We start from the raw sequence: 22,440 nt of genomic DNA, 5'->3' as shown, positions 1-22,440 counted from the left end.
GCCGCGCCTTGGCCCCGCAGTTACGGATTCGTAAGATTGAATTTCGGCTCATCCCGAGCCGGATCGGTTCATGGGGGAGTGGGGGTTAGACTCCGCCCGCAAGGTTCAATGAGCGACGGTGGGCGGTCGAGGAAAGTCGACCTGCACCAGAAGGCCGGGGTGGTTGTCGTCCAGCGTCAAGCGGGCGCCGTGCAGTTCCGCTATGGCCGCGACCAGACTGAGGCCAAGTCCGCTTCCGGGCGTGGAGCGTGACTTTTCCAGCCGGTAGAGTCGGTGAAGCACCTTCTCGCGCTCTTCGAGGGGGATTCCCGGGCCACTGTCGGCGACCACCACCCGCGGCCCATTGAGGCCAACATGCAGAGCCACGCGGATTGTGGTTCCAGCCGGGCAATGACGGATGGCGTTCTCGATGAGGTTCACGAACAACTGGACCAGCAGTTCGCCGTCGCCGTTCACGATTGCGCTGTTGAACCCCTGAAGCTGCACGACGAGCACGTCACCTGCATCGTCCACCACCGGCCGGTAGATTTCCGTCACCTCTGTCAGCAGGTTGCGCAGGTCGAGCAGGCGGAACCGTTCACGCCGCGCTCCTGCCTCGATCTGGGCAATGCGCAGCAAGGCTTCGAACGTCTCCACGATGATATCGAGTTCCTCGAGTGAGGCTATGATCTCCGTTCTGAAGGCCGGTACATCGGTTGCGGTCCGCAGCGCGACGTCGAGCTTCTGTCTTAGCCTGCCCATCGGCCGCTTGAGATCGTGCGCAATGTCGGTGGACGACTGGTCGACGCGCTTTATGACGCGCTGCAATTGGTCGAGTGTGTGATTGATCTGCTCGGCGACGCGATCGAGGTCGTCCCCAGTGTGGCGGCGCGCAACGCGTCGCGCTAGCTTGCCGTTGGCCACCGCGGCGAGCGCGCGGGAGATTGCATCGATCTGAACCTGTGCACGCCGTGCGACAAGCGTTCCGGAGGCTACGGCCAAAATGACGAGTGCGGCGAGTTCCCAGAGGAGTCCGCCAAGAAGCGTGGACTGGACGACTTGCAGGTCGCGGTCGCTGCCACCGACGAGCAGCATGCCCTTTGAGACCGGAGACCACATGGTAAAGTAGGAGTCGTCCGGATTGGTCAGGCCGCTCACCCGATCCAGACCGTTCTCTCCGATCAGCCGCCAACCGTCGAAGGTGGCGATCCCGGCAACATTGCCGGCCACGAACTTGCCGCTGCCATCGGTCAGCAGCAGGATAGTGCCCGTCGGCCTCTGCGACGATGCCTCGCGGTTGATGACCTCGGTCATCTCGCCGAAGCCATCGCTGGCGTCGATCGCTGCCAGGGCGTCGCGGTTTTCGGTGACTCGCTCTTTGATCCCCTCCTCGATACCGGCGCTAAGCTGCCAATAGATGATCGACACGCCTGCCAACACGGTGGACCCGATCAGCAGCGCGAAGATGATCGAGAGCCGGACAGCCGTGCGGCTGAACAGATCAGATGCGGTCGTCAACGCTGTAGCCCGCACCCCGGGCAGTGTGGATCAACTCTGTCTGGAATGGCTTGTCGATCTTGGCGCGCAGGCGAGAGATGTGGGTTTCAACGACGCTGGTCTTCGGGTCGAAGTGGAAATCCCAGACCTTTTCCAGCAGCATGGTCCGGGTCACCACCTTGCCCCTGTTGCGCAGCAGCACTTCAAGAAGACGGAATTCGCGCGGCTGCAGGTCGATGACATCGCCGCCGCGGCGGACCACCCGCCGTATGAGGTCCATCTCCAGATCGGCTACCCGAAGTATCGTATCTTCGCCCTTCATCGGCGAGCGTCGGCCAAGCGCATTCACCCGCGCCAGCAGTTCCGCGAACGAGAAAGGTTTTGAGACGTAATCGTCGCCGCCCGCTTCCAGCCCCTGCACGCGGTCGTTCACGCCGCCAAGCGACGTCAGGTAAAGAACGGGGGTCGGCTTCCCTGCACCCCGAAGCGTCCGGACCAGGGCCAGGCCGTCCAGCCCGGGCAGCATCCGGTCGACGATCAGGACGTCGTAATCTTCCGTCGTTGCCTGCACGAGGCCATCGCGGCCGTCACCCACCACATCCACGCAGTGGCCTTCTTCAGCGAGGCCGTTCTTGATGTAGGACGCCGTCTCCGCGTCGTCCTCGATCACCAGCACTCTCATCTTGCCGCTCGCCTTCCCATCTCCGGCAGACCGTCGACTGCTCGGGGGAGAGTAGCAAATGCAAGGACGCCAGCCCACGGGCACGCGTTTAATTTTTGGTAAACTGAACCCGCCGGGACGGCATAAAGAGGCAGGCGTAGACCTCTACTGTCGAGGTATTCTCGGCACTCGTCCTGACCAGCGGCGGACCTCGATCTCCCGACCAAGCCCCATTGAGCTTGCAAGCTTGGCGAAGATGATCCCAAAGACAAACCCGCCGATATGCGCCCACCAGGCGACGCCACCTCCCATTGGCTGACCGAACAGTGCCTCGGTTCCCTGGAGGACCTGTAGGAGGAACCAGAAGCCCGCGAAGAACAGCGCCGGCAAGGGAATGAGCAGCGGCAGGAACAGAATTGGCACGAGAAGGATCACCTTGGCGGTCGGATAGGTGACGGCGTAGGCGGCGATAACCGCCGCGATCGCACCCGAGGCGCCGAGCGTTGGCTCGGCGGACGTCCAGTTGGCAAGCAGATGCGTGGTGCTGGCAGCCACACCGCCTGCCAGATACAGGACGAGAAATCCCGGCCGCCCGCATCGCGCCTCCATCGCCGGCCCGAAAATCCAGAGCGTCCACATATTCAGGAGGATGTGAAGCCAGCCGCCGTGGAGGAACGTGCTGGTGAGCAGTGGCCAGTAATCATGCGGATCGAGTCCTGCAGCAATCGCAGCCTCGGGGTCCGAATACCGAGCCGGTATGAGAGCAAAGTGCCCCAGCACCCAGTTCAGATCCGCTTCGGGCAGGTCGATCGTGGACAGGAATATGATCGCATTCACGACGATCAGTCCAAGGACCATCACCGGATAGCGGGCCCTCGGAGCAGTGTCGTAGATCGGTATCATGGGAGAGCTCCCACCTGCCGTTCGCGGCACATGCATCGACGCTGCCGACGATAGTGGCTCCGGGTCGATGACTACTGGAACATATGATGGGGAGCGGCCGCGGAAAATGCCTCCTATCGATGCTGGTGGGGGCAGGGCGGCGAGATCAAGAACGGGCGGCAACGCTGTCGGGACGACCTTCCTTAGGCTCCGATGGTAGTTCAATGAAGGCAGGATGTTTGCCGCGCACTAGCGGCGCACTGGCCCCTTGGGAGAATGCTCCGCCCGTACCGGGGGCGGAGCACCCGTGGCCGTGCTTCGTCAAGCGGGCAGGCGACGGTCGTAGTCTGACTTGAGGCGGCTCCAGCCGTCCCAGAAGGGGGCAGGCTCGACGCCCCGGGCGCGGGCAACCAGGACGTCGAGGTGCATGTGCCATCCGGCTGCCACGCTCAGCAAGACGGAGCGGTCGGGGATGCGGCGATGAATGACCGTGAGCAGGACCTCAGCGCCTTCCTTCTCCAACTCGAATGAAACCTCGCCGCTGGCGCCCCAGGTGAAGGTGAGCTTACGGGGTGGATCGACCTCGGTGATCCGGCTCTCCATGCGCTGCTCCTCGGAGAAGCCCGGCGGACGCTGGCCCGGAGGGTTGGTGAGTTCGTCGTTGCGCCAGACGAACTCGAACGGCGCGCCGGGGCGCAGTTCCATCTGGCCTGCGGCCAGCCACTGACGGCGCAGTCCGCTGTCGGTCAGATAAGCCCATACGCGTTCGATTGGGCCGGGCAGGAGGCGCTGGATCTTCAGCGTGGCTGGCTCGATCAGCACGCCATGCATTTCCCTCACGGTAATGTCGTTCATCGGTCATCTCCTTTTGGTTTGGGTGTCTTGCCCACGTCCTCCTCGCGAAGGAGCCGTTCGAGATCATCCAGACGATCGGTCCAGAAGCGCTCATAGACGCTCAGCCATCGGTGGGCGCTGGCGAGCGGGCCGGGGTCGAGGCGGCAAAGATGGGTGCGGCCGCGGATCTCCCGACGGATCAATCCGGCGCCTTCCAGCGCCTTGATGTGCTTCGAGGCGGCCTGCAACGAAATCGAAAAGGGCTCGGCCAGTTGGCTCACCGTGCGCTCGCCATTGCTGAGTTCGCGGAGCATCTGCCGCCGCGTCGAGTCGCTGAGCGCGTGGAAGACACTGTCCAGTGCCGGGGCATGAAGATCAACCATGTGGTTGAATATATCTCAGACCTCCGAATTGTCAACCCGGTGGTTGAATGATCTTGACTCAAAGTCGCTAACCGGGGAGGGACGGGCCGCCTTGATGGGTATGGTGAGATGTCGGGAGTGGTGCGTAGCGCCACGAAGACTGTTGAGTTAGCAACGTCATCGGTTATGAGAATGCGCCGCCGCGCACTTCGTGGCCCCGATTACGCGCTCTCGAGGATCCGAATGACCAGTCCAAATCCGATCGTTACCGTCGGCAACGTCTCTTTCGACAACGCCGCGCCTTTCGCGCTCATCGCGGGGCCCTGCCAGATGGAGTCGCGGCAGCACGCCATGGATACAGCGGGCCGGCTGAAGGAGATCTGCGCCGGTCTCGGCATCGGGCTGGTTTACAAGACCAGCTTCGACAAGGCGAACCGCACCTCACTGTCGGGCAAGCGCGGCGCCGGCCTGGATGCAGCGCTGCCGGTCTTCGACGAAATCCGCGCGACCTTCGGGCTGCCTGTGCTCACCGACGTGCACACCGAGGAGCAGTGCGGCGTGCTTGCCGAGCACGTGGACGTGCTGCAGATCCCCGCCTTCCTGTCGCGGCAGACCGATCTCCTTATCGCCGCCGCGAAGACGGGGAGGGTGGTCAACGTCAAGAAGGGACAATTCCTGGCCCCGTGGGACATGAAGAACGTCGTGGCGAAGGTCACGCAGTCGGGAAACAGCGACGTGCTGGTCACCGAACGAGGCGCTTCCTTTGGCTACAATACGCTCGTCTCGGACATGCGAGCGCTGCCGATCATGGCCGAGATCGGAGCGCCGGTGATCTTCGACGCCACGCATTCGGTGCAGCAGCCGGGCGGGCAGGGCGGCTCCTCGGGGGGCGATCGCCGCTTCGTGGAGACGCTCGCCCGCGCCGCGGTCGCTATCGGCGTTGCGGGCCTGTTCATCGAAACGCATGAGAACCCGGACGCCGCCCCCTCGGACGGGCCGAACATGATCCCGCTCGCTCAAATGCCGGCGCTGCTCGAGCGGCTGCTCGCATTCGACCGCGTCGCCAAGGGATTGTGAACGAGGGCGGCCAGGCCGACTAGGAACCCAGGCACGCGCATCGTCATTCCCCTTTCATACTCAGCGTAAAGGGAGCAGACGATGACCACCGCATCAGGCCATACCGACGCCATACCCGCATCCCGCGTGATCGGCACCGCCGTATACAATACCTCCGGTGAGAGGATCGGCACGGTCGAGGACGTCATGCTGGAGAAGACCTCGAACAGCATCATGTTCGCGGTCGTCGGTTTTGGCGGCTTCCTGGGGATTGGCGAGAAGTACCATGCCGTGCCTTGGGCCGTGCTCGACTACGAGACGGAGAGGGGCGGCTATGTGGTGCCCTTCACCAGGGAGCAGTTGGAGAAGGCCCCGGCGAGTTCGATCGACGCTCTTACGGGTCAGGACGGCGCCAAGGCGAGGCAAGCAGCCTTCGCGTACTACGAGGTAGAGCCGTACTGGCAGGGGTCGTAGCCTCCAGCGAGGGAGGCGCTCTCTCGCTCAGGACGACTCTGGCCCGAATCAGGCTTGCGAATCGGAGAAAAATCCCGCGCGCCACAATTGCGCCCCGTTCACGACACAATCGCTTAACGTAGTGATAACAACTCCCCGCCTATCAGGGAGAGGGGTTTATTTGATTCGATCTGTATCGAATTTGCAACGGTTGGATGCGGGTCACTGACCCGGTAAGTGTTTGTGAGTGGGGACATTTCCGTATGGCTTTTTCGACGCGCGCGCGTCCCAGGCGGGCATTGTCTGTTCTTCTCGTCGCGATTTCCGCTGGTCTCCTTGCTTCCTGCACGGGAACCCAGACCAACAACATGGTGGCGCCGAAGCGGACGTCGAAGGAGTATTTTCCGGAATCGGTCTGGGGCGTGAAGGCGAGCCCCCGCGTCAGCAATCTGGAATCCAACCTTCCCCGCGGCGGCGGCCGTGACCAGCTCGGACAGCCCTACAAGGTCCGCGGCAAGATGTACTATCCCAAGGAAGACAAGAACTACAAAAAGGTAGGCTACGCCTCCTGGTATGGCGATGCCTTCCATGGTCGCCTTACCGCCAATGGCGAGATCTACGACAAGACTCATCTCACGGCCGCTCATCCGACCATGCCGCTGCCCAGCTATGCGCGGGTAACCAATCTCGAGACCGGCAGTTCGGTCATCGTGCGGGTCAACGATCGTGGACCCTATTCGAACGGACGGCTGATCGATCTTTCCCAGCGCGCCGCCGACATGCTCGCCTATCGCCAGACCGGCACGGCCAAGGTGAAGGTGGAATATGTCGGCCGCGCGCCGCTCCACGGGCAGGATGACAGCTTCCTGATGGCATCCTACCGACCCGGAAACAGGGCGCCCGATCCGAGCGATGGCCTGCCCAGCGGTGTGATGATCGCCATGAACGGGCCGACGCCGAGCGCCGCCGCGGGACAGAACCCTGTCGCTTTCCCAGGCACTCTCACCGATGTCGTGCCCGCAGCCGCGCCCAGACCTGAGCCTTTCATGACTGCCAGCGCATCCGGGCTCGCCGAAATCGATCTTCCCGCCTTCGGTCCGATCGCACCCGAACGCCCAGCTATCGAGGATATCATCCGGTCAGAGATGAAGCTCGCAATGTCCTACGCGCCTCAGCAGGTCGAGCCAGCCACCCGGGCTTTCGACGTCCTCGAAAGCGGCGGACAGGTGGATGCTGCGGCGTCAGGGCTTTCGACTGCTCCGGCTCCTTTCATAGCGGCAGGCACCTTCTACGACCAGGCGGAGGCGATGCGGGTCGGCGCTTCGCTGTCCGATTTCGGGGAAACCGACGTTGAGCCCTCGACCGTCGATGGGCAGCAGGTCTATTCCGTCATGCTCCGCGAAGACGGACGCAATGGCCTGAACGAGTTGCTGATCGCGGCTTGGAAAAACGGTGCGCCGGAGGCGATTGCGGTCCGAGACTGACGTGGCGTGATCCTGATCGCGCTACTCGCGCGATTGTCCCACGCCGGATGGCCTCCTATATCTTCGAAGATCGACCACCAGGGCGGGGCGAAGGCATGCGTGTGGCTCTCGCAGCAGCGGCTGCAATTGCAACGCTTCTGTTGTCGGTCTTTGTGGTGAATGCCCAGCCTTTCGAGACCAAGGCCAGGCAGGCGCTGATGATCGACGCCGAGACCGGCACGATCCTTTACTCCAAGAATCCCGACGATCCATTTCCGCCGGCTTCGCTGGCGAAGCTGATGACGATGGAGGTGGTGTTCCGCGCCGTCAAGGAGGGCCGCCTAAAGCTTGAGCAGACCTTTCCGGTGAGTGAGAACGCCTGGCGGACCGGCGGAGCCCCGTCCGGCACTTCCACCATGTTCGCGGCGCTGAAGTCCAGCATCCAACTGAGCGACCTTATCCAGGGCGTCATCGTTCAGGCCGCGAACGACGGCTGCATCATCATTGCCGAAGGTATGGCCGGCAGCGAGGAGAAATTCGCTGAATTGATGACCCAGCGTGCCCGGGAGATGGGCCTGCAAGTCTCCACTTTCAGGAACTCGAGCGGATTGCCCGCCGATGGCCAAAAGGTGACGGCGCGCGAGTTGGTCTGGCTGGCGACTCACATCTGGCGCGAATACCCGGATTTCTACCGCATCTACTCCCAGCCTGACTTCACCTGGAACAAGATCACGCAGCGCAACCGCAACCCGCTGCTCAAAATGAATATCGGCGCGGACGGCATGGGAACCGGCTACACCGAAGAGTCGGGCTACGCCATCGTCGCCTCGGTCGAGCGTGATGGCAGGCGGGTGTTCGCCGCGATGAGCGGGCTGACCAGCGACCGCGAGCGAGCCGAGGAGGTTCGCAAGATGCTCGACTGGGGCATCGATGGCTTCCGCAAGTCGCAGCTCTTTGCGGTTGGCGAAACCGTCGGCCAAGCCAAGATCTATGGCGGGCAGAAGGCGCTCGTCCCGCTCGCGGCCGATGAACCGGTTTCCATCTTCATGCCGACCGACAGCCCGGACGAGGTGGTCGCCAAGATCGTCTATGACGGTCCGGTGGTCGCTCCGATCGAGCAGGGGCAGGCGATCGGCGCGCTCAAGGTATGGGTCGGCAAGACCTTGAGCCAGGAAATCCCTCTGCGCGCAACGGAAGCGGTGCCGGTCGGCCCCATCCACTGGCGCGCCTATGACGCGGTCGCCGAGTTGCTCACGGGGTGGATTCGCAGGGCGCGTTCGTCATAGACCTCGGCTGACTGTCACCTTATGAGAAGACGGCAACCGGGTATTGGGGCCGGCCGAATTGGCGCGTGGACTGTTCATAACCTTTGAAGGCGGGGAGGGCGCTGGCAAGTCCACGCAGATCCAGCGTCTGGCGGTGCGGCTGCGCCGCAAGGGCTACGATGTCGTGGTGACCCGCGAGCCAGGAGGATCGCCCGGTGCGGAGGCGCTGCGCCATATCATTCTCTCCGGGGCGGCGGAGCCGTTCGGGCCACGGATGGAGGCGATCCTGTTCGCGGCCGCACGTTCCGACCACGTCGAACAGGTGATCCGGCCGGCGGTGAAAAGTGGTGCGATCGTGCTTTGCGACCGGTTCCTCGATTCGTCTCGTGTATATCAGGGCGCCGGGAGCGAAACCGAACTCGCATTCGTGAATGCGCTCGGACGCATCGCACTGAATGGCATGGAACCGGATCTCACCCTGATCTTCGACCTCGACTCTGAAGTGGGGCTGAAACGGGCAACGCAGCGCCGCGGCGAGGAGGCGGCCGACCGGTTCGAGAAGGAGACGCTGGAGATCCATCAGGCCCGCCGCGCCGCCTTTCTTGCCATTGCGGAACAAGAGCCGGATCGCTGTGTGGTCATCGACGCTTCGGCTACTGAGGAGGAGGTCGAGGACAAGGTGACCGAGGCGGTTTTCGCAATGATCGAGAAGCATGGGCCACGAGGCAAACGTGCGCGAAAGGTGCGTTCGTCATGACCGAATTCGAGAGGCTGGCGCCTGAGCGCCACGACACGCTGGAAGGGGTTCCGGAGCCGGCGGAGAACCCGGTGCTTGTCGGCCACGAACAGGCCAAGTCTGCCGTCGCCGCAGCATATCGCGTCGGCAAGCTGCCGCACGGACTGCTGCTGGCCGGCCCGCATGGGATTGGAAAGGCGACGCTGGCCTTCCACATTGCATACCATCTTCTCAGCCATCCAACGGCCGAGACCACGCCCGAGACCATCCTGCCGCCTGATCCGGCTTCGTCGCTGTACCGCCAGATCGCGACCGGGGCGCATCCTTCGGTCCTGCACCTCACCCGGCCGTTCAACGACAAGACCAAGAAGTTCGCGACCCTGCTGACGGTGGACGAGATCCGCCGCGTCAGCCGTTTCCTGTCGATGACATCTCACGACAACAGCTACCGCGTGGTGATCGTCGATCCTGCGGATGACATGAACACCAGCGCCGCAAATGCCCTGCTGAAGAACCTCGAGGAGCCGCCCTCGCGCACGATCTTCCTGCTGATCACGCATTCGGCCGGGGCGCTTCTGCCCACCATTCGCTCCCGCTGCCACATGATCCGCCTGCAGCCGCTGTCGAGGAGCGAGGTAGAGCAGGCGCTACAGCGGCTCGGGGTCGCGCTGCCTCAGGATCAGGGCACGAGAGCGGCTCTATTGGAGCGGGCAGGGGGCAGTGTTCGCCAAGCCATCCTCTTCTCCGAATTCGGCGGCCTGGAGATCGCGGAGACCGTCGAGGTGCTCATCAAAGGCCAGACGATGGATTTCGCGAAGGCGCATAGGCTGGCCGACGCGGTCAGCGGCCGCGAGCAGGAAATCCGCTTCGACCTGATGAACCAGCACATGCTCGACCTTGTTTCAGCCGCGGCAGAAGGAGCGGCCACGGCCGGCCATGTCGAAAGGGCAGCCAGGCTCGCGCGCCAATGGCATGAATTGCGGATTGCGATCGGTGAGACGGACACCTACAATCTGGATCGCAAACAACACGCGCTGAGCATGATCCTGCGTCTGCACGACACCTTTCGAATGTGACGCTTGCCATTCCGGTATGGCGACCGCCATCCCGTTGCGCTATCTGACCCCCTCGCACTTCAAGCACGGCAGGCTCATGTCCCGCGAAAAGTTTTACATCACGACTGCGATTTCCTATCCGAACGGCCGGCCCCACATCGGGCACGCCTACGAGTTGCTCGCGACTGACGCGCTTGCGCGATTCCAGAGGCACGACGGCAAGGATGTGTTCTTCCTGACCGGCACCGACGAGCACGGCATCAAGATGCTGCAGACGGCGAAGAAGGAAGGGCTGACGGCCCGGGAACTCGCGGATCGGAACGCGTCAGAGTTCAAGCGCATGGCGGAGGTACTGGGCGCCTCCAACGACGACTTCATCCGCACTACGGAGAAGCGGCACCATGTCGCCTCCCAGGCGATCTGGAAGGCGATGGCCGCCAATGGCGACATCTACAAGGACAGCTACGCGGGCTGGTACTCGGTTCGCGACGAGGCCTATTACGGCGAGGAAGAGACCGAAGTCCGCGACGACAATGTGCGCTACGGTCCGCAAGGCACGCCGGTCGAATGGGTGGAGGAAGAGAGCTACTTCTTCCGGCTTTCCGCCTATCAGGACCGCCTGCTCGAGCTCTACGAATCGCGTCCCGACTTCATCGGACCTGCGGAGCGGCGCAACGAGGTCGTGAGCTTCGTGAAGGCCGGCCTTAAGGACCTGTCCATGTCGCGCACGACCTTCGACTGGGGCGTTCCGGTCCCCGGCGACGAGAAGCATGTCATGTACGTCTGGGTCGACGCGCTCACCAACTACATCACTGCCGCGGGATATCCGGACGAGTCGGCTGATCGCTGGCGCTTCTGGCCGGCCGACGTCCACGTCATCGGCAAGGACATCGTACGCTTCCACGCCATCTATTGGCCGGCCTTCCTGATGTCGGCCGGCATCGAACTACCCAAGCGGGTGTATGGCCACGGCTTCCTGTTCAACCGCGGTGAGAAGATGTCGAAGTCGGTCGGCAACGTCGTCGATCCCTTCACCATGGTGGAGCACTATGGGCTCGATCAGGTCCGCTACTTCTTCCTGCGGGAGGTCCCGTTCGGCCAGGACGGCAGCTACAGCCACGAGGCGATCGTCAATCGCACCAACGCCGATCTCGCCAACGATCTCGGCAATCTGGCGCAGCGCTCGCTGTCGATGATCGCCAAGAACTGCGAGGGCCAGGTTCCGAAGCGCGGCATCCCGACCGACGCCGATCAGGCGATCCTGGCACAAGCGGACGCCGCCCTTGCTGCCTCGCGTAAGGCCATGTCGGAGCAGGCCATCCACCAGGCGCTGGCCGCTACGTTCAGCGTGGTCGCCGAAGCCAATCGCTACTTCGCCGCCCAGGAACCCTGGGCGCTCAAGAAGACCGATCCGGCTAGGATGGAGACCGTACTGTGGACCACGGCCGAGACGATCCGCAGGATCGCGATCCTCTGCCAGCCCTTCATGCCGGGTTCGTCCGGGAAGCTGCTCGATCTGCTGGCAATAGCTGGAGACAAGCGTGACTTTGCGCATTTCGGCGAGGCCAATGCGCTCATTTCCGGAACGCCGCTGCCGGCGCCGCAGCCTGTTTTCCCGCGCTATGTCGAGCAGCCGGCAGCCTGACCAGATGCTCGTTGACAGCCATTGCCATCTGGATTTTGCGGACTTCGCCGAGGAGCGTGCCGATATCGTCCGGCGCGCCCAGAAGGCGGGCGTGGGACGGATGGTGACGATCTCGACCCGGGTCAAGAAATTCGCCGACATCCTTGCAATCGCAAAGGAATTCGATCCGGTCTACTGCTCGGTGGGCACGCATCCGCACAACGCCGCCGAAGAACTGGACGTCACCGCGGACGAGCTTGTGCGGCTATCCGAACACCCGAAGGTGGTGGCGATCGGCGAGGCAGGACTCGACTTCCACTACGACAAGTCGCCGCGCGACGCGCAGGCGGCAAGCTTCCGGACGCATATCGCTGCGGCGCGCCGAACTGGGCTGCCGCTCGTCATCCATGCGCGTAGCGCCGATGACGACATGGCGGCGATTCTTCGGGACGAAATGGGGAAGGGGGCCTTCCCCTTCGTTCTCCATTGCTTCTCCTCGGGCCGCGAACTGGCGCGGACGGGTGTCGAACTCGGAGGTTTCATATCCTTCTCAGGGATTGTAACCTTCAGGAATTCCGAGGAAATCCGTGAAATCGCACGCGAAATCCCGCTCGATCGCATTCTGGTGGAGACCGACGCACCGTATCTGGCGCCGGTGCCGCATCGCGGTCGCAGCAACGAGCCGGCCTTTGTGGCTGATACCGCACGTTCGCTTGCCGCGACGCTCGGCATCGACCCCGCCGAACTGGCGGCTCTGACGACCCGCAACTTCTTTCGGTTGTTCAGCAAGATGCCGGCGCCGGCGAATGTGAGCGGGTAAGGCGTGGGAGCGCGGCTGCGGTTTACAGTCCTTGGCTGCGGTTCCTCGCCCGGAACGCCGCGCATCACCGGCGACTGGGGCAATTGCGACCCTTCCAATCCGAAGAACCGGCGCATGCGTCCGGCGGCCATGGTCGAGCGGATCTCTGCCGACGGCCATGTGACCCGCGTGGTGATCGACACCGGGCCGGATTTCCGCGAGCAGATGCTGATGACGGGGGTCACCCGGATCGACGGCGTGGTCTATACGCACCCGCATGCCGACCACATCCACGGCATCGACGACCTGCGCGGCTTCGTGCTGGAGCAGCGCAGGCTGATGGACATTTACGCCGATGCGCCGACACTCGAGCGGCTGAAGCAGGCCTTCGGCTATTGCTTCGAGACGCCGCCCGGAAGTTCGTATCCGCCAATCCTGCTAGGGCGCAGGATCGATCATGCACGGCCGGTCGTCATCGAAGGCAGCGGCGGCGCGATCTCGCTGCAGCCATTGCCTCAGGTCCATGGCGACATTATCTCGCTCGGCTTCCGGATCGACGGCATCGCTTATTGTCCGGACGTCAGCGACTTTCCGCCGGCGACCGCCGAACGGCTTGGTGGCCTCGACTTGCTGGTCGTCGACGCGCTTCAGTATCGAACGCATCCGAGCCATTTCTCGCTGGAGGAAGCGCTGGCGTGGATCGAGCGGCTGAAGCCCAAGCGGGCCATCCTGACCCACATGCACATACCGTTGGACTACGACGTCGTGTCGGCCGAGACGCCGGATCATGTGCAGCCGGCATATGACGGCATGATAGTTGAGATCCCATTGGAAGACGGATGACGCCGCCCCTCGCAACCGCACGTCAGTTCAGTTCCATAATCTATCTTATGCGACTTTCGGATCGAGGCCCCCATGCAGCCCTCACGTGACATACAGCGCCTCATCGAGATCATGGCCGCGCTGCGGAATCCCGAGACCGGCTGCCCCTGGGACGTCGAGCAGAACTTTCGCTCGATTGCGCCCTATACGATCGAAGAAGCCTACGAGGTGGCCGACGCGATCTCGCGTGGCGATTTCGACGAGCTTCGCGACGAGCTCGGCGATCTGCTGCTCCAGGTTGTCTATCACGCCCGAATGGCCGAGGAGATCGGCGAGTTCGCATTCGGCGACGTCGTCGAGGCAGTCACGCGCAAGATGATCCGCCGGCATCCGCACGTCTTCGGGGACGCCGAGGCCCGCAGCGCCGGCATGGCGAAGGGCCAGTGGGAGAAGATCAAGGCCGAGGAGAAAGCGGAGAAGCGCCGGGCGGCGGAGGCGCGCGGACGAGACGGCGACGTGCCGGAGGGCTTTCTCGACACGGTGCCCGTCGCCCTACCCGCTCTGACCCGCGCGCTGAAGCTGCAGCAGCGCGCTGCGAAGGTCGGCTTCGACTGGTCGGAGGCCGCGCCGATCCTCGACAAGATCGAGGAGGAAATCGGCGAACTGCGCGAGGCCATGGCCGTTAAGGACCGCGCGGCGATCCAGGACGAATTCGGCGACGTGTTGTTCGCGCTCGTCAATTTCGGCCGACATCTCGGGATCGATGCAGAAGCCGCGCTCAGCGGCACGAACGACAAGTTCCGCAGCCGCTTCCACACCGTGGAGCGGGAGTTGCGTGCACAAGGCAGGGCGCTGGACGACGCCACCCTCGATGAGATGGAAGAGCTGTGGCAGCAGGCCAAACGCGCCAGGCGATCTCAGGAAACCTGAGCCGAGTTCAGGTGCGTCCTTCGAGGCTCGCCCGCCAAGGTTTACGCCTCTATTCCAACGCCGTGCGGGCTCGCACCTCAGGATGAGGAACGTTGTGGCTGCTCAGTGATGCTTTGCCCGGCCGGCATGGAGCCTGTGCTCAAGCTCATCTTTCGCCGCACTGGTCAGCGTCATTTCAAAGCTGACGCTGCCGTCCTCGTTGTCCTTACGTGCCAGCACGTCGCCGTTGCCGTATATCCAGTCGACGAGACCGGCTTGCTCGGGCTTCAGAGTCACTTCTACCGTGCTGAGGGCGCCGGAGAGACGCCCCTCGATCGCGGCGGCAAGTTCATCGAGTCCTTCACCGGTGATTGCCGAGACCGGAATGGGAGCACCCTCCCCGTTGGCATGGGCATCTGAGGTCAGCCGGTCGTGGGTCGTTTCGTCGAGTTGATCGATCTTGTTCCAGACCTCGATGATGTGGCTGCGATCGGCGGTGTCGACGCCGAGTTCCTTCAGGATGCGCTCGACATCTTCGGCCTGGGCAGCGGTGTCCGGGTCGGAGATGTCGCGCAGGTGGATGATGAGATCCGCCTCCAGAACCTCCTCGAGCGTGGCGCGGAAGGCCGCGACCAGATGGGTCGGCAGGTCCGAGATGAAGCCGACGGTGTCGGACAGGATGATTGGCGTGCCGTGTGGCAGCCGCACGCGCCGCAGCGTCGGGTCCAGCGTGGCGAAGAGCATGTTCTCGGCGAGCACCCCTGCCCCTGTCAGCCGGTTGAACAGCGTCGACTTGCCCGCATTGGTGTAGCCGACGATTGCAACGACTGGGAACGGCACCTTGCGCCGCTTGGCGCGATGCAGGTCGCGCGTGCGGCGTACCTTTTCGAGCTCGCGCTTCAGCCGGACGATCTTGTCCTGCAGCGCCCGGCGGTCCGCCTCGATCTGCGTTTCGCCGGGGCCGCCGAGGAAGCCGGCGCCGCCGCGCTGGCGCTCAAGGTGGGTCCAACTGCGGACCAGACGGCCTTTCTGATAAGTCAGATGGGCAAGGTCAACCTGCAGCGTGCCTTCCTTGGTGCGCGCCCGGCGGCCAAAGATCTCGAGGATGAGTCCGGTCCGGTCGAGGACCTTGGTGTCCGTCTCCTTCTCCAGGTTCCTTTGCTGCACCGGTGTGAGCGGGTGGTCGACGATGAGCAGACCCGCCTTCGTCTCCTTCACGAGATCGCCGAGTTCCTTGACCTTACCGCTGCCGAGCAGAGTGGACGGGCGTGGCTCGTTGACGGTGACGACTGATGCGTCCACGATCTCGAGGTCGATCGCCCGCGCCAGTCCGACGGCTTCGTCGAGCCGCGCCTGGGGCGACCGGGAAAGACGCGGTCGGCTGCGGTCATCGTCGCCTCCGCTCGCGGGTAGAAGCGGGACGACGACGAGCGCCCGCTCCGTCGTCCCGGCTGCAGCCTGGCTGGTGGAAACATGCCCGGTGCCGGGCGCCCCGTCGCCCGTCGAATTGCTTCGGGTCAATTAGGAGCCTTGCGAATTCTCTTCGGCGTCGAACATCTGAACCGGCTGGCTCGGCATGATCGTGGAGATCGCATGCTTGTAAACAAGCTGCGAGTGCCCGTCGCGCCGCAGGAGCACGCAGAAATTGTCGAATGACGTTACGACACCGGTCAGTTTCACGCCGTTGATCAGGAATATTGTGAGCGGATTCTTGCTCTTGCGAACCGAGTTCAGGAATAAGTCCTGAAGATTTTGCGATCGTTCCGCCATTTTCTTTTCTTTCGCCGGTCCCCTCAATTGCGAGCCAGTGCGCCAAATCTAGACGCAAGTGTCAAGCACGCAAATTCACCCTGCCCCACCGAACGGGGCAAATCAATTGGGCTCTTCATACAACCACAAGTGTCGCGGTATCAGGCAAGCCGTTTTTCCGCAATGTCAAAAAATGCTTCCCGCAGCGAAAGAGCCGTCGACCCCGGGTGGCCATTCGCCACTGGTTCGCCGTCGATCTCCACCACCGGCATCACCACCATACTGGCGGCCGTGATGAAGGATTCGCGCGCGATCTTGGCTTCGTCCACGGTGAAGGCTCGCTCTTCTATGCGCAGTCCGAGCGTGTCCGCCACCTTGAACACGGTGCTGCGGGTGATCCCTCGCAGAATTCCGCGGTCCGCTGGCCGCGTGACAAGCACGCCGTCTGGCGTAACGATCCAGACGTTCGTGGCAGCACCTTCCTTGACCGTGCCGTCCGGATCCACGAACCACGCTTCGTAGGCGCCAGCCTCACGCGCCTTCTGGCGGGCCAGCACATTGGGCAGAAGACCGACGGTCTTGATATCGACTCGCTCCCAGCGATTCTCCGGCAAGGTGATGACTTTCACGCCGGATTCCGCGCGCCTGGCTCCGAGTTCCGGGTTCGTCTTCTTGGCCGTGACCACCAGAGCCGGGGGAACCGGCTTGGCTGGAAAGAAGTGGTCGCGCGGCGCGACGCCGCGGGTCACCTGGACGTAGACGATCCCGTTGCGCACGCCGTTGCGGCGGACCACCTCGCCCATCACGATCTCCAGAGCGGCGCGATGCATCGGCCAGCCTATGGACAGTTCACTAAGCGAGCGGTTGAGGCGGTCCAGGTGACCCGGCATGTCGATGATGAAGCCGCGCGCTACTTCGCAGACCTCGTACACGCCGTCTGCGAACTGATACCCGCGGTCCTCGATGTGAACGGACGCGCGGGAATGGGGCACATAGCGACCGTTCACGTAAGCGATACGGGGCATCTTCGTTTCCTTCAGTCGTGACTACCTAGCCGATTCCCCCTTGTCTCAACAGGCACGGAAGGGATTGCGGAAGGCGCCGAGTGGGCAGGTGCCAGACGGTTCAGAAGAACTCGAGGCTGACGCGGAACATCTGCTCGACCTGTTTGACTGCCTTTTCGAGGGCGAAGATCACCACCCTGTCCTTCGCCCTGACCCTGAAGGATCCACTAGGCTTCAGGACCACGCCGTCGCGATAGATGGCACCGATGCGGATCCCGTCCGGCAATTCCAGGTCGCGCAGCGCGCCGCCCACGAGCGGTGACGTCTCGAGCGCCTCGGCTTCTATGATCTCAGCGCCGCCCCTCTGCAGCGTCTGGACGGCGCGGATGCGCCCTCGCCTCACATGCTGCAGCACACGCGAGACCGTGACCGAGCCGGGGTTCACCGTGGCGTCGATGCCGACGCTCTGCGCTATGTCGAGAAAGCTGGGGTTGTTGATGAGCGCGAGGCTCGCTTTGCAGCCCAGTCGCCTCGCCATCACGCAGGAGAGGATGTTCACCTGGTCGTTGTTGGTCAAGGCGACCATCAGTTCGGCATTGTGAATGTCGGCTTCCTGCAGAAGCCGCTGGTCGAGCGCGCTGCCGTTGAGCACCACGGTGCGGCGAAGAATATCTGCGGCTGCGACGGCGCGTTCGCGGTTTGATTCGATGATCTTGATCTTGGTGCGGCTCTGCTTCTCCTCGATCGTGTGCGCCACGTAGAGGCCGACATTTCCGCCGCCGGCGACCACGATGCGTGTCGCCTCCGGCTCCTCATGGCCGAATAGCCCCATCGTCCGGCGAACCTGATCGGTCGTGCTGACCACATAGGCGAGATCGCCCACCAGCAACTGGTCGGCGGAGCGCGGGATGAAGAGGTTTCCGCCGCGACTGACGCCGACGACGGTCGCGGGCAAGTCGGGAAAGAGCTGACTGAGCTGCGCCAGCGGCGTGTTGACGACCGGACAATCCTCGAGGCATTCGAGCGCCACGGCGGCGATCTTGTTGTCCCCGAAGCGCATGACGTCGGTCGCACCTGGAAGCGCAATGCGCCGCAATACGACGTCTCCGACCTCCATTTCCGGCGAGATGATCACGTCGATGGGCAGGTGTTCGCGGGAAAACAGGTCCTGGTAGTGGGGCTGCAGGTAGGAACGCGCACGGATCCGCGCGATCTTCATCGGTACATTAAACAATGCATGCGCCACCTCGCAGGCGACGATGTTGACCTCGTCGTGCAGGGTCACGGCGATGATCATGTCAGCCTGCTGCGCACCGGCGCGTTCCAGCACGTCCGGATGGGAGCCATGGCCGACGAAGCCGCGCACATCGAGCGCGTCCCGGATTCTCTGGATGAGTTCCGGAGACGTGTCGATGATGGAGATGTCGTTCTTCTCGGCGGCCAGGCGCTCGGCTATGCCGTAGCCGACCTGGCCCGCACCACAGATGATTACACGCATTCAGGTGCCGCCGTGGCAGGAAGATCTTCTATCATCAAACGCCTAGTGACTTGAGCTTTCGGTGGAGCGCCGAACGCTCCATGCCGATGAATTCCGCGGTGCGGGAAATGTTGCCGCCGAATCGGTTGATCTGCGCCACGAGATATTCCTTCTCGAACATTTCGCGCGCCTCTCGAAGCGGCAGAGCCATGATGTGATGGTCCGACTGCGTCGGCGTGCGCGGCATGACGTCACCGATCTCGGACGGCAACAGGTCGGCCGTGATCGGTGCATCGGCGTCGTCGCCCTGTACCAGGATCATCAGCCGCTCGATGTTGTTGCGCAACTGACGAACATTGCCGGGCCAGCCGTGCGCCTGCAGGACCGCCATGGCGTCGTCGGCGATCCTGCGCGGCCTGATGCCGGCATTGCGGGCATACTGCTTCATGAAGCTGTCGACCAGATAGGGGATGTCCTCCCGACGATCGGCGAGCGCCGGCACCATGACGGGTACGACGGCGAGGCGATGATACAGGTCCTCCCGGAATCGCCCTTCCGCGATCATCCCCTCCAGGTTCTGGGCGGTTGACGAGATGATGCGGACGTCGACCTTGACCCGCTTCGTCCCCCCTACCCGCTCGAACTGCTGTTCGACCAGCACTCGAAGGATCTTCGCCTGCGTCTCCTTCGGCATGTCCGCCACCTCGTCGAGGTAGAGCGTTCCGCGGTGAGCCTCCTCGAGCGCGCCAACCTTGCGCTCGCCACCGTTCGATTCCGTACCGAAGAGCTCGATCTCCATGCGCTCGGGGGTGATAGTCGCGGCATTCAGCGAGACGAAGGGGCCGGCCTTGCGCGCCGAACCGCCATGGATTGCCCGCGCCACCTGCTCCTTGCCGGATCCGGACGGGCCGATGATCATGATGCGGCTGTTGGTCGGCGAGACGCGCTCGATGGTCTGGCGAAGCTGGCTCATCGCCGACGACATGCCGATGAGTTCGAAGGTATCGGCGCTTCGGCTGCGCAATTCGGTCACTTCGCGCTTCAGCTTGGAGGTTTCGAGCGCACGCTCTGCGATAAGGATCAGCCGATCGGCCTTGAACGGCTTCTCGATGAAGTCGTAGGCGCCCCGGCGGATCGCCGATACGGCCGTCTCGATATTGCCGTGGCCCGAGATCATCACGACCGGAAGATTGGGATGCAGAACCTTGATCTCGTCCAGCAGGGCCAGCCCGTCGAGGCGCGACCCCTGCAGCCAGATATCGAGGAAAACCAGACGCGGCACGCGATCGGCGATCGATGCGAGCGCGCTGTCCGCGTCGCGGGCGGTGCGCGTCTCGTGTCCCTCATCGCTTAGAATGCCTGCAACCAGTTCGCGGATGTCTTCTTCGTCATCAACGACCAGAATATCAGATGCCATGCCCGACCTTTTCAGCCTCTTGTAGTGTTTCCCTATTCGGGCCCCTCTCTCCTGAGGCCTCATCACCGGCTGGAAGGAACAGGCTTACCATTGCCCCCCTGCCGTCGTAAAAATCTCGCGGTGCGTCGTGGAGTTCGAGATGGCCGCCATGGTCCTCGCAGATCTTCTTGACGATCGCCAAGCCGAGCCCGGTGCCTTTCTCGCGTGTGGTCATATACGGTTCGAGCAGCCGCTGGCGATTTTCGCGCGGCAGTCCCTTGCCGTTATCCATCACGTCGACCCGGATCATTCCGCCCTGCGGGCGCGAGACGATCCGCACGACGCCCGCCTCGCCTCCGCCACGCTCGGCCGTGTCAATGGCTTCGGTGGCATTCTTGATGACGTTGCCGAAGGCCTGTGCCAGCAATCTGCTGTCGAATTTTCCCATCAGCGGAAGGCTACCGTAGTCGCGCTCGAAGGAGATCTCGGATCGGCTGACCTCCACGAGGAAGGAGGCTTCGCGCAATGATTCGCGCAGATCGATCTCCCGCATCTCCGGCTTCGGCATGCGCGCGAAGGCGGAGAACTCGTCGACCATCCGGCCGATATCCCCCACCTGCCTGATGATGGTATCGGTGCATTGGTCGAAAACCTCACGGTCTTCGACGATGACCTTGCCGTAGCGCCGCCGTATGCGCTCGGCCGAAAGCTGAATCGGGGTCAGCGGGTTCTTGATTTCGTGGGCGATGCGACGCGCAACGTCCGCCCAGGCCGAGGAACGCTGCGCCGTTACCAGGTCGGTGATGTCGTCGATGGTGACCACGTAGGAGTTGTCGACGTCCTGATCGCCCTGCTCTATGGTGACCTGAACGTCGAAGGTACGTTCCGAACCGCCTCGGTAGAATGTGACTTGGTCGCGGTAGACCGGTCTGCCTGACGAGCGGCCCACCTCGAAGACCTGGCCGACCTGCGGCAGCAGTCTCGAGAGATTCTCCCCGACGGTCTCTTTCGCCGAGAGCGCCAGCATGGTTTCTGCTGAGCGGTTGACGATGGTGATCGTGCCGTGTCTGTCGACGCCGATAACGCCAGCGCTGACGCCGGCAAGGACCGCCTCCGAGAAGCGGCGGCGCTCGTCGATCAGGTCCTTCGCCGAGACCAACTCGTTGCGCTGCGACTTGAGTTCCAGAAGCATCTTGTTGAAGGTATCACCGAGCGATGCGACGTCGCCGTCCGAGGCCCTGACTGGAACGGAGACATCGAGGTTTCCGGTGGCGACCTCGTCGGCCGCCCCGATCAGTTGGCGGATCGGCCGCACCAGCCTGTCAGCGACGGCAATGCCGGTCCAGATCGCGGCAAGTACGATCACCAGGGTCACGCCGAGATAGAGAAGTCCGAAGGCAAGTTGCGTCGGTCGGCGATTGTTCTCCAGGCCACGATAGGCATCGCTGTTCGCCGTCACGATTTGGCGGGCCTTGATCACCTCCGGATCGACAAGGCGGATCGTGTAGAGATAGGTGTCCTCGAACTCCTGAAGCTTCACCACCGCACCGACGATGTTACGTGTCCGCGGCTCTATCAGCACCGGCTTGCCGTCCGCGGCGGTCGCTACCGCCTGGATGGGCGGCTCCGGCATTTCGAAGTCGGCCGGCGTCTCCGCGGACATGATGAACGAGCCGTCGGAGCGGATGAGGGCAGCATGCGCGAGCGCCCTCCCAACCGCCTGCTGGCTCAGGAAATCGCGAAAACCGGTCCTGTCCAGGTTGTAGAGCGTGCGCGCATTGGCGAGGTCGTACGCCATGGAAAGCGTAGTGCCCTGAAGGTTGCGCGCATTCTCCAGGACATAAGCCTCGGCGATCGACAGCGACGAGTTGATGATCGTCTTCGTCCTGATCTCGAACCAACGGTCGAGGCCGACGTCCAGCGTGATCGATGCGAACACGGCTACGAAAATGGCCGGAATCGCCGCCACCGCTGAAAACAGAGCGACAATCCGCACATGCAGGCGCGACGCCGCCTTGCCATGCCTGCGCGCCGTGAGGATGCGCCGAATCTCCCGCGCGATCAGGCCGATTAGGAAGATCACGAAGGCCGCATTGATGCCGATGATGGCGGCGAGCGTGGTGGTGCTGTCAGGCGACAGGCGGGTTGCACCCACCAGGACCGCGAAGGACAGCGCAGCGGTGACCAGTGCGCCGACGACGGCGACGATACCCGTGAGCGCAAGCAGGCGGCGCCCCTCGAACGCACGTGCGTTCTGGAACATGACAGGGGGAGCCGGTGGAACTTCGATGGCCATGATCCGCCGCGGTTGTGGTCGCACTCGCTCTATGCAACGCATTGTGGCGATTATGCAACAAAACCGCGAGAGCAGGAATCAATGTTCCGCCGAGGGTAGAAGAATCCTGTGATCTTCGGGA

Annotated in this window: 21 protein-coding genes; 10 read left to right on the top strand and 11 right to left on the bottom strand. The window is 63.2% G+C overall.

Features of this window, described 5'->3' with window-relative positions:
* Positions 1 to 105: 105 nt before the first annotated feature.
* The 5 genes from HUI96_RS00600 to HUI96_RS00580 all read right to left on the bottom strand — a co-directional run bounded on the left by HUI96_RS00600 (position 106) and on the right by HUI96_RS00580 (position 4,236).
* The gene (locus HUI96_RS00600; protein ID WP_188252691.1) at positions 106 to 1,497 is read right to left on the bottom strand and encodes a sensor histidine kinase; all 1,392 of its coding nucleotides are present in this window, start codon (positions 1,495 to 1,497) and stop codon (positions 106 to 108) included.
* Positions 1,481 to 2,158: a winged helix-turn-helix domain-containing protein gene (locus HUI96_RS00595; protein ID WP_188252690.1), complete on the bottom strand. Its 678-nt coding sequence runs from the start codon at positions 2,156 to 2,158 to the stop codon at positions 1,481 to 1,483. Before HUI96_RS00595 ends, HUI96_RS00600 begins: the two co-directional genes overlap by 17 nt.
* 144 nt (positions 2,159 to 2,302) lie before the next feature.
* On the bottom strand, positions 2,303 to 3,040 hold the full coding sequence (locus HUI96_RS00590; protein WP_188252689.1) for a rhomboid family intramembrane serine protease: 738 nt from the start codon (positions 3,038 to 3,040) through the stop codon (positions 2,303 to 2,305).
* A gap of 300 nt (positions 3,041 to 3,340) precedes the next feature.
* Positions 3,341 to 3,874: an SRPBCC family protein gene (locus HUI96_RS00585; protein ID WP_188252688.1), complete on the bottom strand. Its 534-nt coding sequence runs from the start codon at positions 3,872 to 3,874 to the stop codon at positions 3,341 to 3,343.
* Positions 3,871 to 4,236 carry an ArsR/SmtB family transcription factor gene (locus HUI96_RS00580; protein WP_188252687.1) on the bottom strand — a complete coding sequence of 122 codons (366 nt, stop codon included), beginning with the start codon at positions 4,234 to 4,236 and terminating at the stop codon, positions 3,871 to 3,873. The genes HUI96_RS00585 and HUI96_RS00580 overlap by 4 nt, the downstream gene beginning before the upstream one ends.
* Before the next feature lie 222 nt (positions 4,237 to 4,458).
* Between HUI96_RS00580 and kdsA the strand changes: the two genes are divergently transcribed.
* From kdsA to mazG, 10 genes are all read left to right on the top strand, one after another.
* Positions 4,459 to 5,292 carry a 3-deoxy-8-phosphooctulonate synthase gene (gene kdsA, locus HUI96_RS00575; protein WP_188252686.1) on the top strand — a complete coding sequence of 278 codons (834 nt, stop codon included), beginning with the start codon at positions 4,459 to 4,461 and terminating at the stop codon, positions 5,290 to 5,292.
* 81 nt (positions 5,293 to 5,373) lie between these two features.
* A complete protein-coding gene (locus tag HUI96_RS00570; RefSeq protein ID WP_188252685.1) occupies positions 5,374 to 5,745 on the top strand; it encodes a PRC-barrel domain-containing protein in 372 nt (123 codons plus the stop codon).
* A 242-nt stretch (positions 5,746 to 5,987) separates the two neighbouring features.
* The gene (locus tag HUI96_RS00565; protein ID WP_188252684.1) at positions 5,988 to 7,208 is read left to right on the top strand and encodes a septal ring lytic transglycosylase RlpA family protein; all 1,221 of its coding nucleotides are present in this window, start codon (positions 5,988 to 5,990) and stop codon (positions 7,206 to 7,208) included.
* A gap of 95 nt (positions 7,209 to 7,303) precedes the next feature.
* Positions 7,304 to 8,473 (top strand): D-alanyl-D-alanine carboxypeptidase family protein, encoded by a 1,170-nt coding sequence (locus tag HUI96_RS00560; protein ID WP_237683896.1) that lies wholly within the window; start codon positions 7,304 to 7,306, stop codon positions 8,471 to 8,473.
* A gap of 58 nt (positions 8,474 to 8,531) precedes the next feature.
* Positions 8,532 to 9,209 (top strand): dTMP kinase, encoded by a 678-nt coding sequence (gene tmk / locus HUI96_RS00555; protein ID WP_188252682.1) that lies wholly within the window; start codon positions 8,532 to 8,534, stop codon positions 9,207 to 9,209.
* The gene (locus HUI96_RS00550) at positions 9,206 to 10,264 is read left to right on the top strand and encodes a DNA polymerase III subunit delta' (RefSeq protein WP_188252681.1); all 1,059 of its coding nucleotides are present in this window, start codon (positions 9,206 to 9,208) and stop codon (positions 10,262 to 10,264) included. Before tmk ends, HUI96_RS00550 begins: the two co-directional genes overlap by 4 nt.
* Positions 10,265 to 10,340: 76 nt before the next feature.
* Complete coding sequence (gene metG, locus HUI96_RS00545; protein ID WP_188252680.1) at positions 10,341 to 11,888, top strand: methionine--tRNA ligase; 1,548 nt, start codon at positions 10,341 to 10,343, stop codon at positions 11,886 to 11,888.
* 4 nt (positions 11,889 to 11,892) lie between these two features.
* Positions 11,893 to 12,687, top strand: coding sequence for a TatD family hydrolase (locus HUI96_RS00540; protein ID WP_188252679.1), 795 nt, complete (start codon positions 11,893 to 11,895; stop codon positions 12,685 to 12,687).
* A 3-nt stretch (positions 12,688 to 12,690) separates the two neighbouring features.
* Entirely contained in the window at positions 12,691 to 13,509 is an 819-nt protein-coding gene (locus HUI96_RS00535) for an MBL fold metallo-hydrolase (RefSeq protein WP_188252678.1), read from the top strand.
* Positions 13,510 to 13,581: 72 nt separating this feature from the next.
* Complete coding sequence (gene mazG, locus HUI96_RS00530; protein WP_188252677.1) at positions 13,582 to 14,418, top strand: nucleoside triphosphate pyrophosphohydrolase; 837 nt, start codon at positions 13,582 to 13,584, stop codon at positions 14,416 to 14,418.
* A 102-nt stretch (positions 14,419 to 14,520) separates the two neighbouring features.
* On the opposite strand, the gene hflX is transcribed toward mazG, so the two are convergent.
* The 6 genes from hflX to HUI96_RS00500 all read right to left on the bottom strand — a co-directional run bounded on the left by hflX (position 14,521) and on the right by HUI96_RS00500 (position 22,319).
* Positions 14,521 to 15,918, bottom strand: a complete 1,398-nt coding sequence (gene hflX, locus HUI96_RS00525) for a GTPase HflX (RefSeq protein ID WP_188252676.1) — start codon at positions 15,916 to 15,918, stop codon at positions 14,521 to 14,523.
* Positions 15,919 to 16,167 carry an RNA chaperone Hfq gene (gene hfq, locus HUI96_RS00520; protein ID WP_188252675.1) on the bottom strand — a complete coding sequence of 83 codons (249 nt, stop codon included), beginning with the start codon at positions 16,165 to 16,167 and terminating at the stop codon, positions 15,919 to 15,921.
* 140 nt (positions 16,168 to 16,307) lie between these two features.
* Positions 16,308 to 17,171 carry a D-amino-acid transaminase gene (locus HUI96_RS00515; RefSeq protein WP_188252674.1) on the bottom strand — a complete coding sequence of 288 codons (864 nt, stop codon included), beginning with the start codon at positions 17,169 to 17,171 and terminating at the stop codon, positions 16,308 to 16,310.
* Positions 17,172 to 17,271: 100 nt separating this feature from the next.
* A complete protein-coding gene (gene trkA, locus HUI96_RS00510) occupies positions 17,272 to 18,648 on the bottom strand; it encodes a Trk system potassium transporter TrkA (protein ID WP_188252673.1) in 1,377 nt (458 codons plus the stop codon).
* A 34-nt stretch (positions 18,649 to 18,682) separates the two neighbouring features.
* The gene (locus tag HUI96_RS00505) at positions 18,683 to 20,044 is read right to left on the bottom strand and encodes a sigma-54-dependent transcriptional regulator (RefSeq protein ID WP_188252672.1); all 1,362 of its coding nucleotides are present in this window, start codon (positions 20,042 to 20,044) and stop codon (positions 18,683 to 18,685) included.
* Positions 20,034 to 22,319: a sensor histidine kinase NtrY-like gene (locus HUI96_RS00500; protein WP_188252671.1), complete on the bottom strand. Its 2,286-nt coding sequence runs from the start codon at positions 22,317 to 22,319 to the stop codon at positions 20,034 to 20,036. Before HUI96_RS00500 ends, HUI96_RS00505 begins: the two co-directional genes overlap by 11 nt.
* Positions 22,320 to 22,440: the final 121 nt, after the last annotated feature.

Origin of the sequence: Pseudaminobacter soli (ex Zhang et al. 2022), from assembly GCF_014595955.1 — a bacterium.
GTDB classification, from domain to species: domain Bacteria; phylum Pseudomonadota; class Alphaproteobacteria; order Rhizobiales; family Rhizobiaceae; genus Kumtagia; species Kumtagia pseudosoli.
The sequence above is the reverse complement of the archived record's forward strand: the minus strand, read 5'-3'. Positions and strand labels throughout refer to the sequence as shown.

Coding starts and splice junctions, on each gene's coding strand:
- kdsA (WP_188252686.1), top strand. CDS start 4,459: ATGACCAGTCCAAATCCGATCGTTACCGTCGGCAACGTCTCTTTCGAC.
- HUI96_RS00505 (WP_188252672.1), bottom strand. CDS start 20,044: ATGGCATCTGATATTCTGGTCGTTGATGACGAAGAAGACATCCGCGAA.
- HUI96_RS00540 (WP_188252679.1), top strand. CDS start 11,893: ATGCTCGTTGACAGCCATTGCCATCTGGATTTTGCGGACTTCGCCGAG.
- hfq (WP_188252675.1), bottom strand. CDS start 16,167: ATGGCGGAACGATCGCAAAATCTTCAGGACTTATTCCTGAACTCGGTT.
- metG (WP_188252680.1), top strand. CDS start 10,341: ATGTCCCGCGAAAAGTTTTACATCACGACTGCGATTTCCTATCCGAAC.
- HUI96_RS00565 (WP_188252684.1), top strand. CDS start 5,988: ATGGCTTTTTCGACGCGCGCGCGTCCCAGGCGGGCATTGTCTGTTCTT.
- HUI96_RS00580 (WP_188252687.1), bottom strand. CDS start 4,236: ATGGTTGATCTTCATGCCCCGGCACTGGACAGTGTCTTCCACGCGCTC.
- HUI96_RS00515 (WP_188252674.1), bottom strand. CDS start 17,171: ATGCCCCGTATCGCTTACGTGAACGGTCGCTATGTGCCCCATTCCCGC.
- HUI96_RS00500 (WP_188252671.1), bottom strand. CDS start 22,319: ATGGCCATCGAAGTTCCACCGGCTCCCCCTGTCATGTTCCAGAACGCA.
- HUI96_RS00585 (WP_188252688.1), bottom strand. CDS start 3,874: ATGAACGACATTACCGTGAGGGAAATGCATGGCGTGCTGATCGAGCCA.
- HUI96_RS00560 (WP_237683896.1), top strand. CDS start 7,304: ATGCGTGTGGCTCTCGCAGCAGCGGCTGCAATTGCAACGCTTCTGTTG.
- HUI96_RS00570 (WP_188252685.1), top strand. CDS start 5,374: ATGACCACCGCATCAGGCCATACCGACGCCATACCCGCATCCCGCGTG.
- HUI96_RS00595 (WP_188252690.1), bottom strand. CDS start 2,158: ATGAGAGTGCTGGTGATCGAGGACGACGCGGAGACGGCGTCCTACATC.
- mazG (WP_188252677.1), top strand. CDS start 13,582: ATGCAGCCCTCACGTGACATACAGCGCCTCATCGAGATCATGGCCGCG.
- trkA (WP_188252673.1), bottom strand. CDS start 18,648: ATGCGTGTAATCATCTGTGGTGCGGGCCAGGTCGGCTACGGCATAGCC.
- HUI96_RS00550 (WP_188252681.1), top strand. CDS start 9,206: ATGACCGAATTCGAGAGGCTGGCGCCTGAGCGCCACGACACGCTGGAA.
- HUI96_RS00590 (WP_188252689.1), bottom strand. CDS start 3,040: ATGATACCGATCTACGACACTGCTCCGAGGGCCCGCTATCCGGTGATG.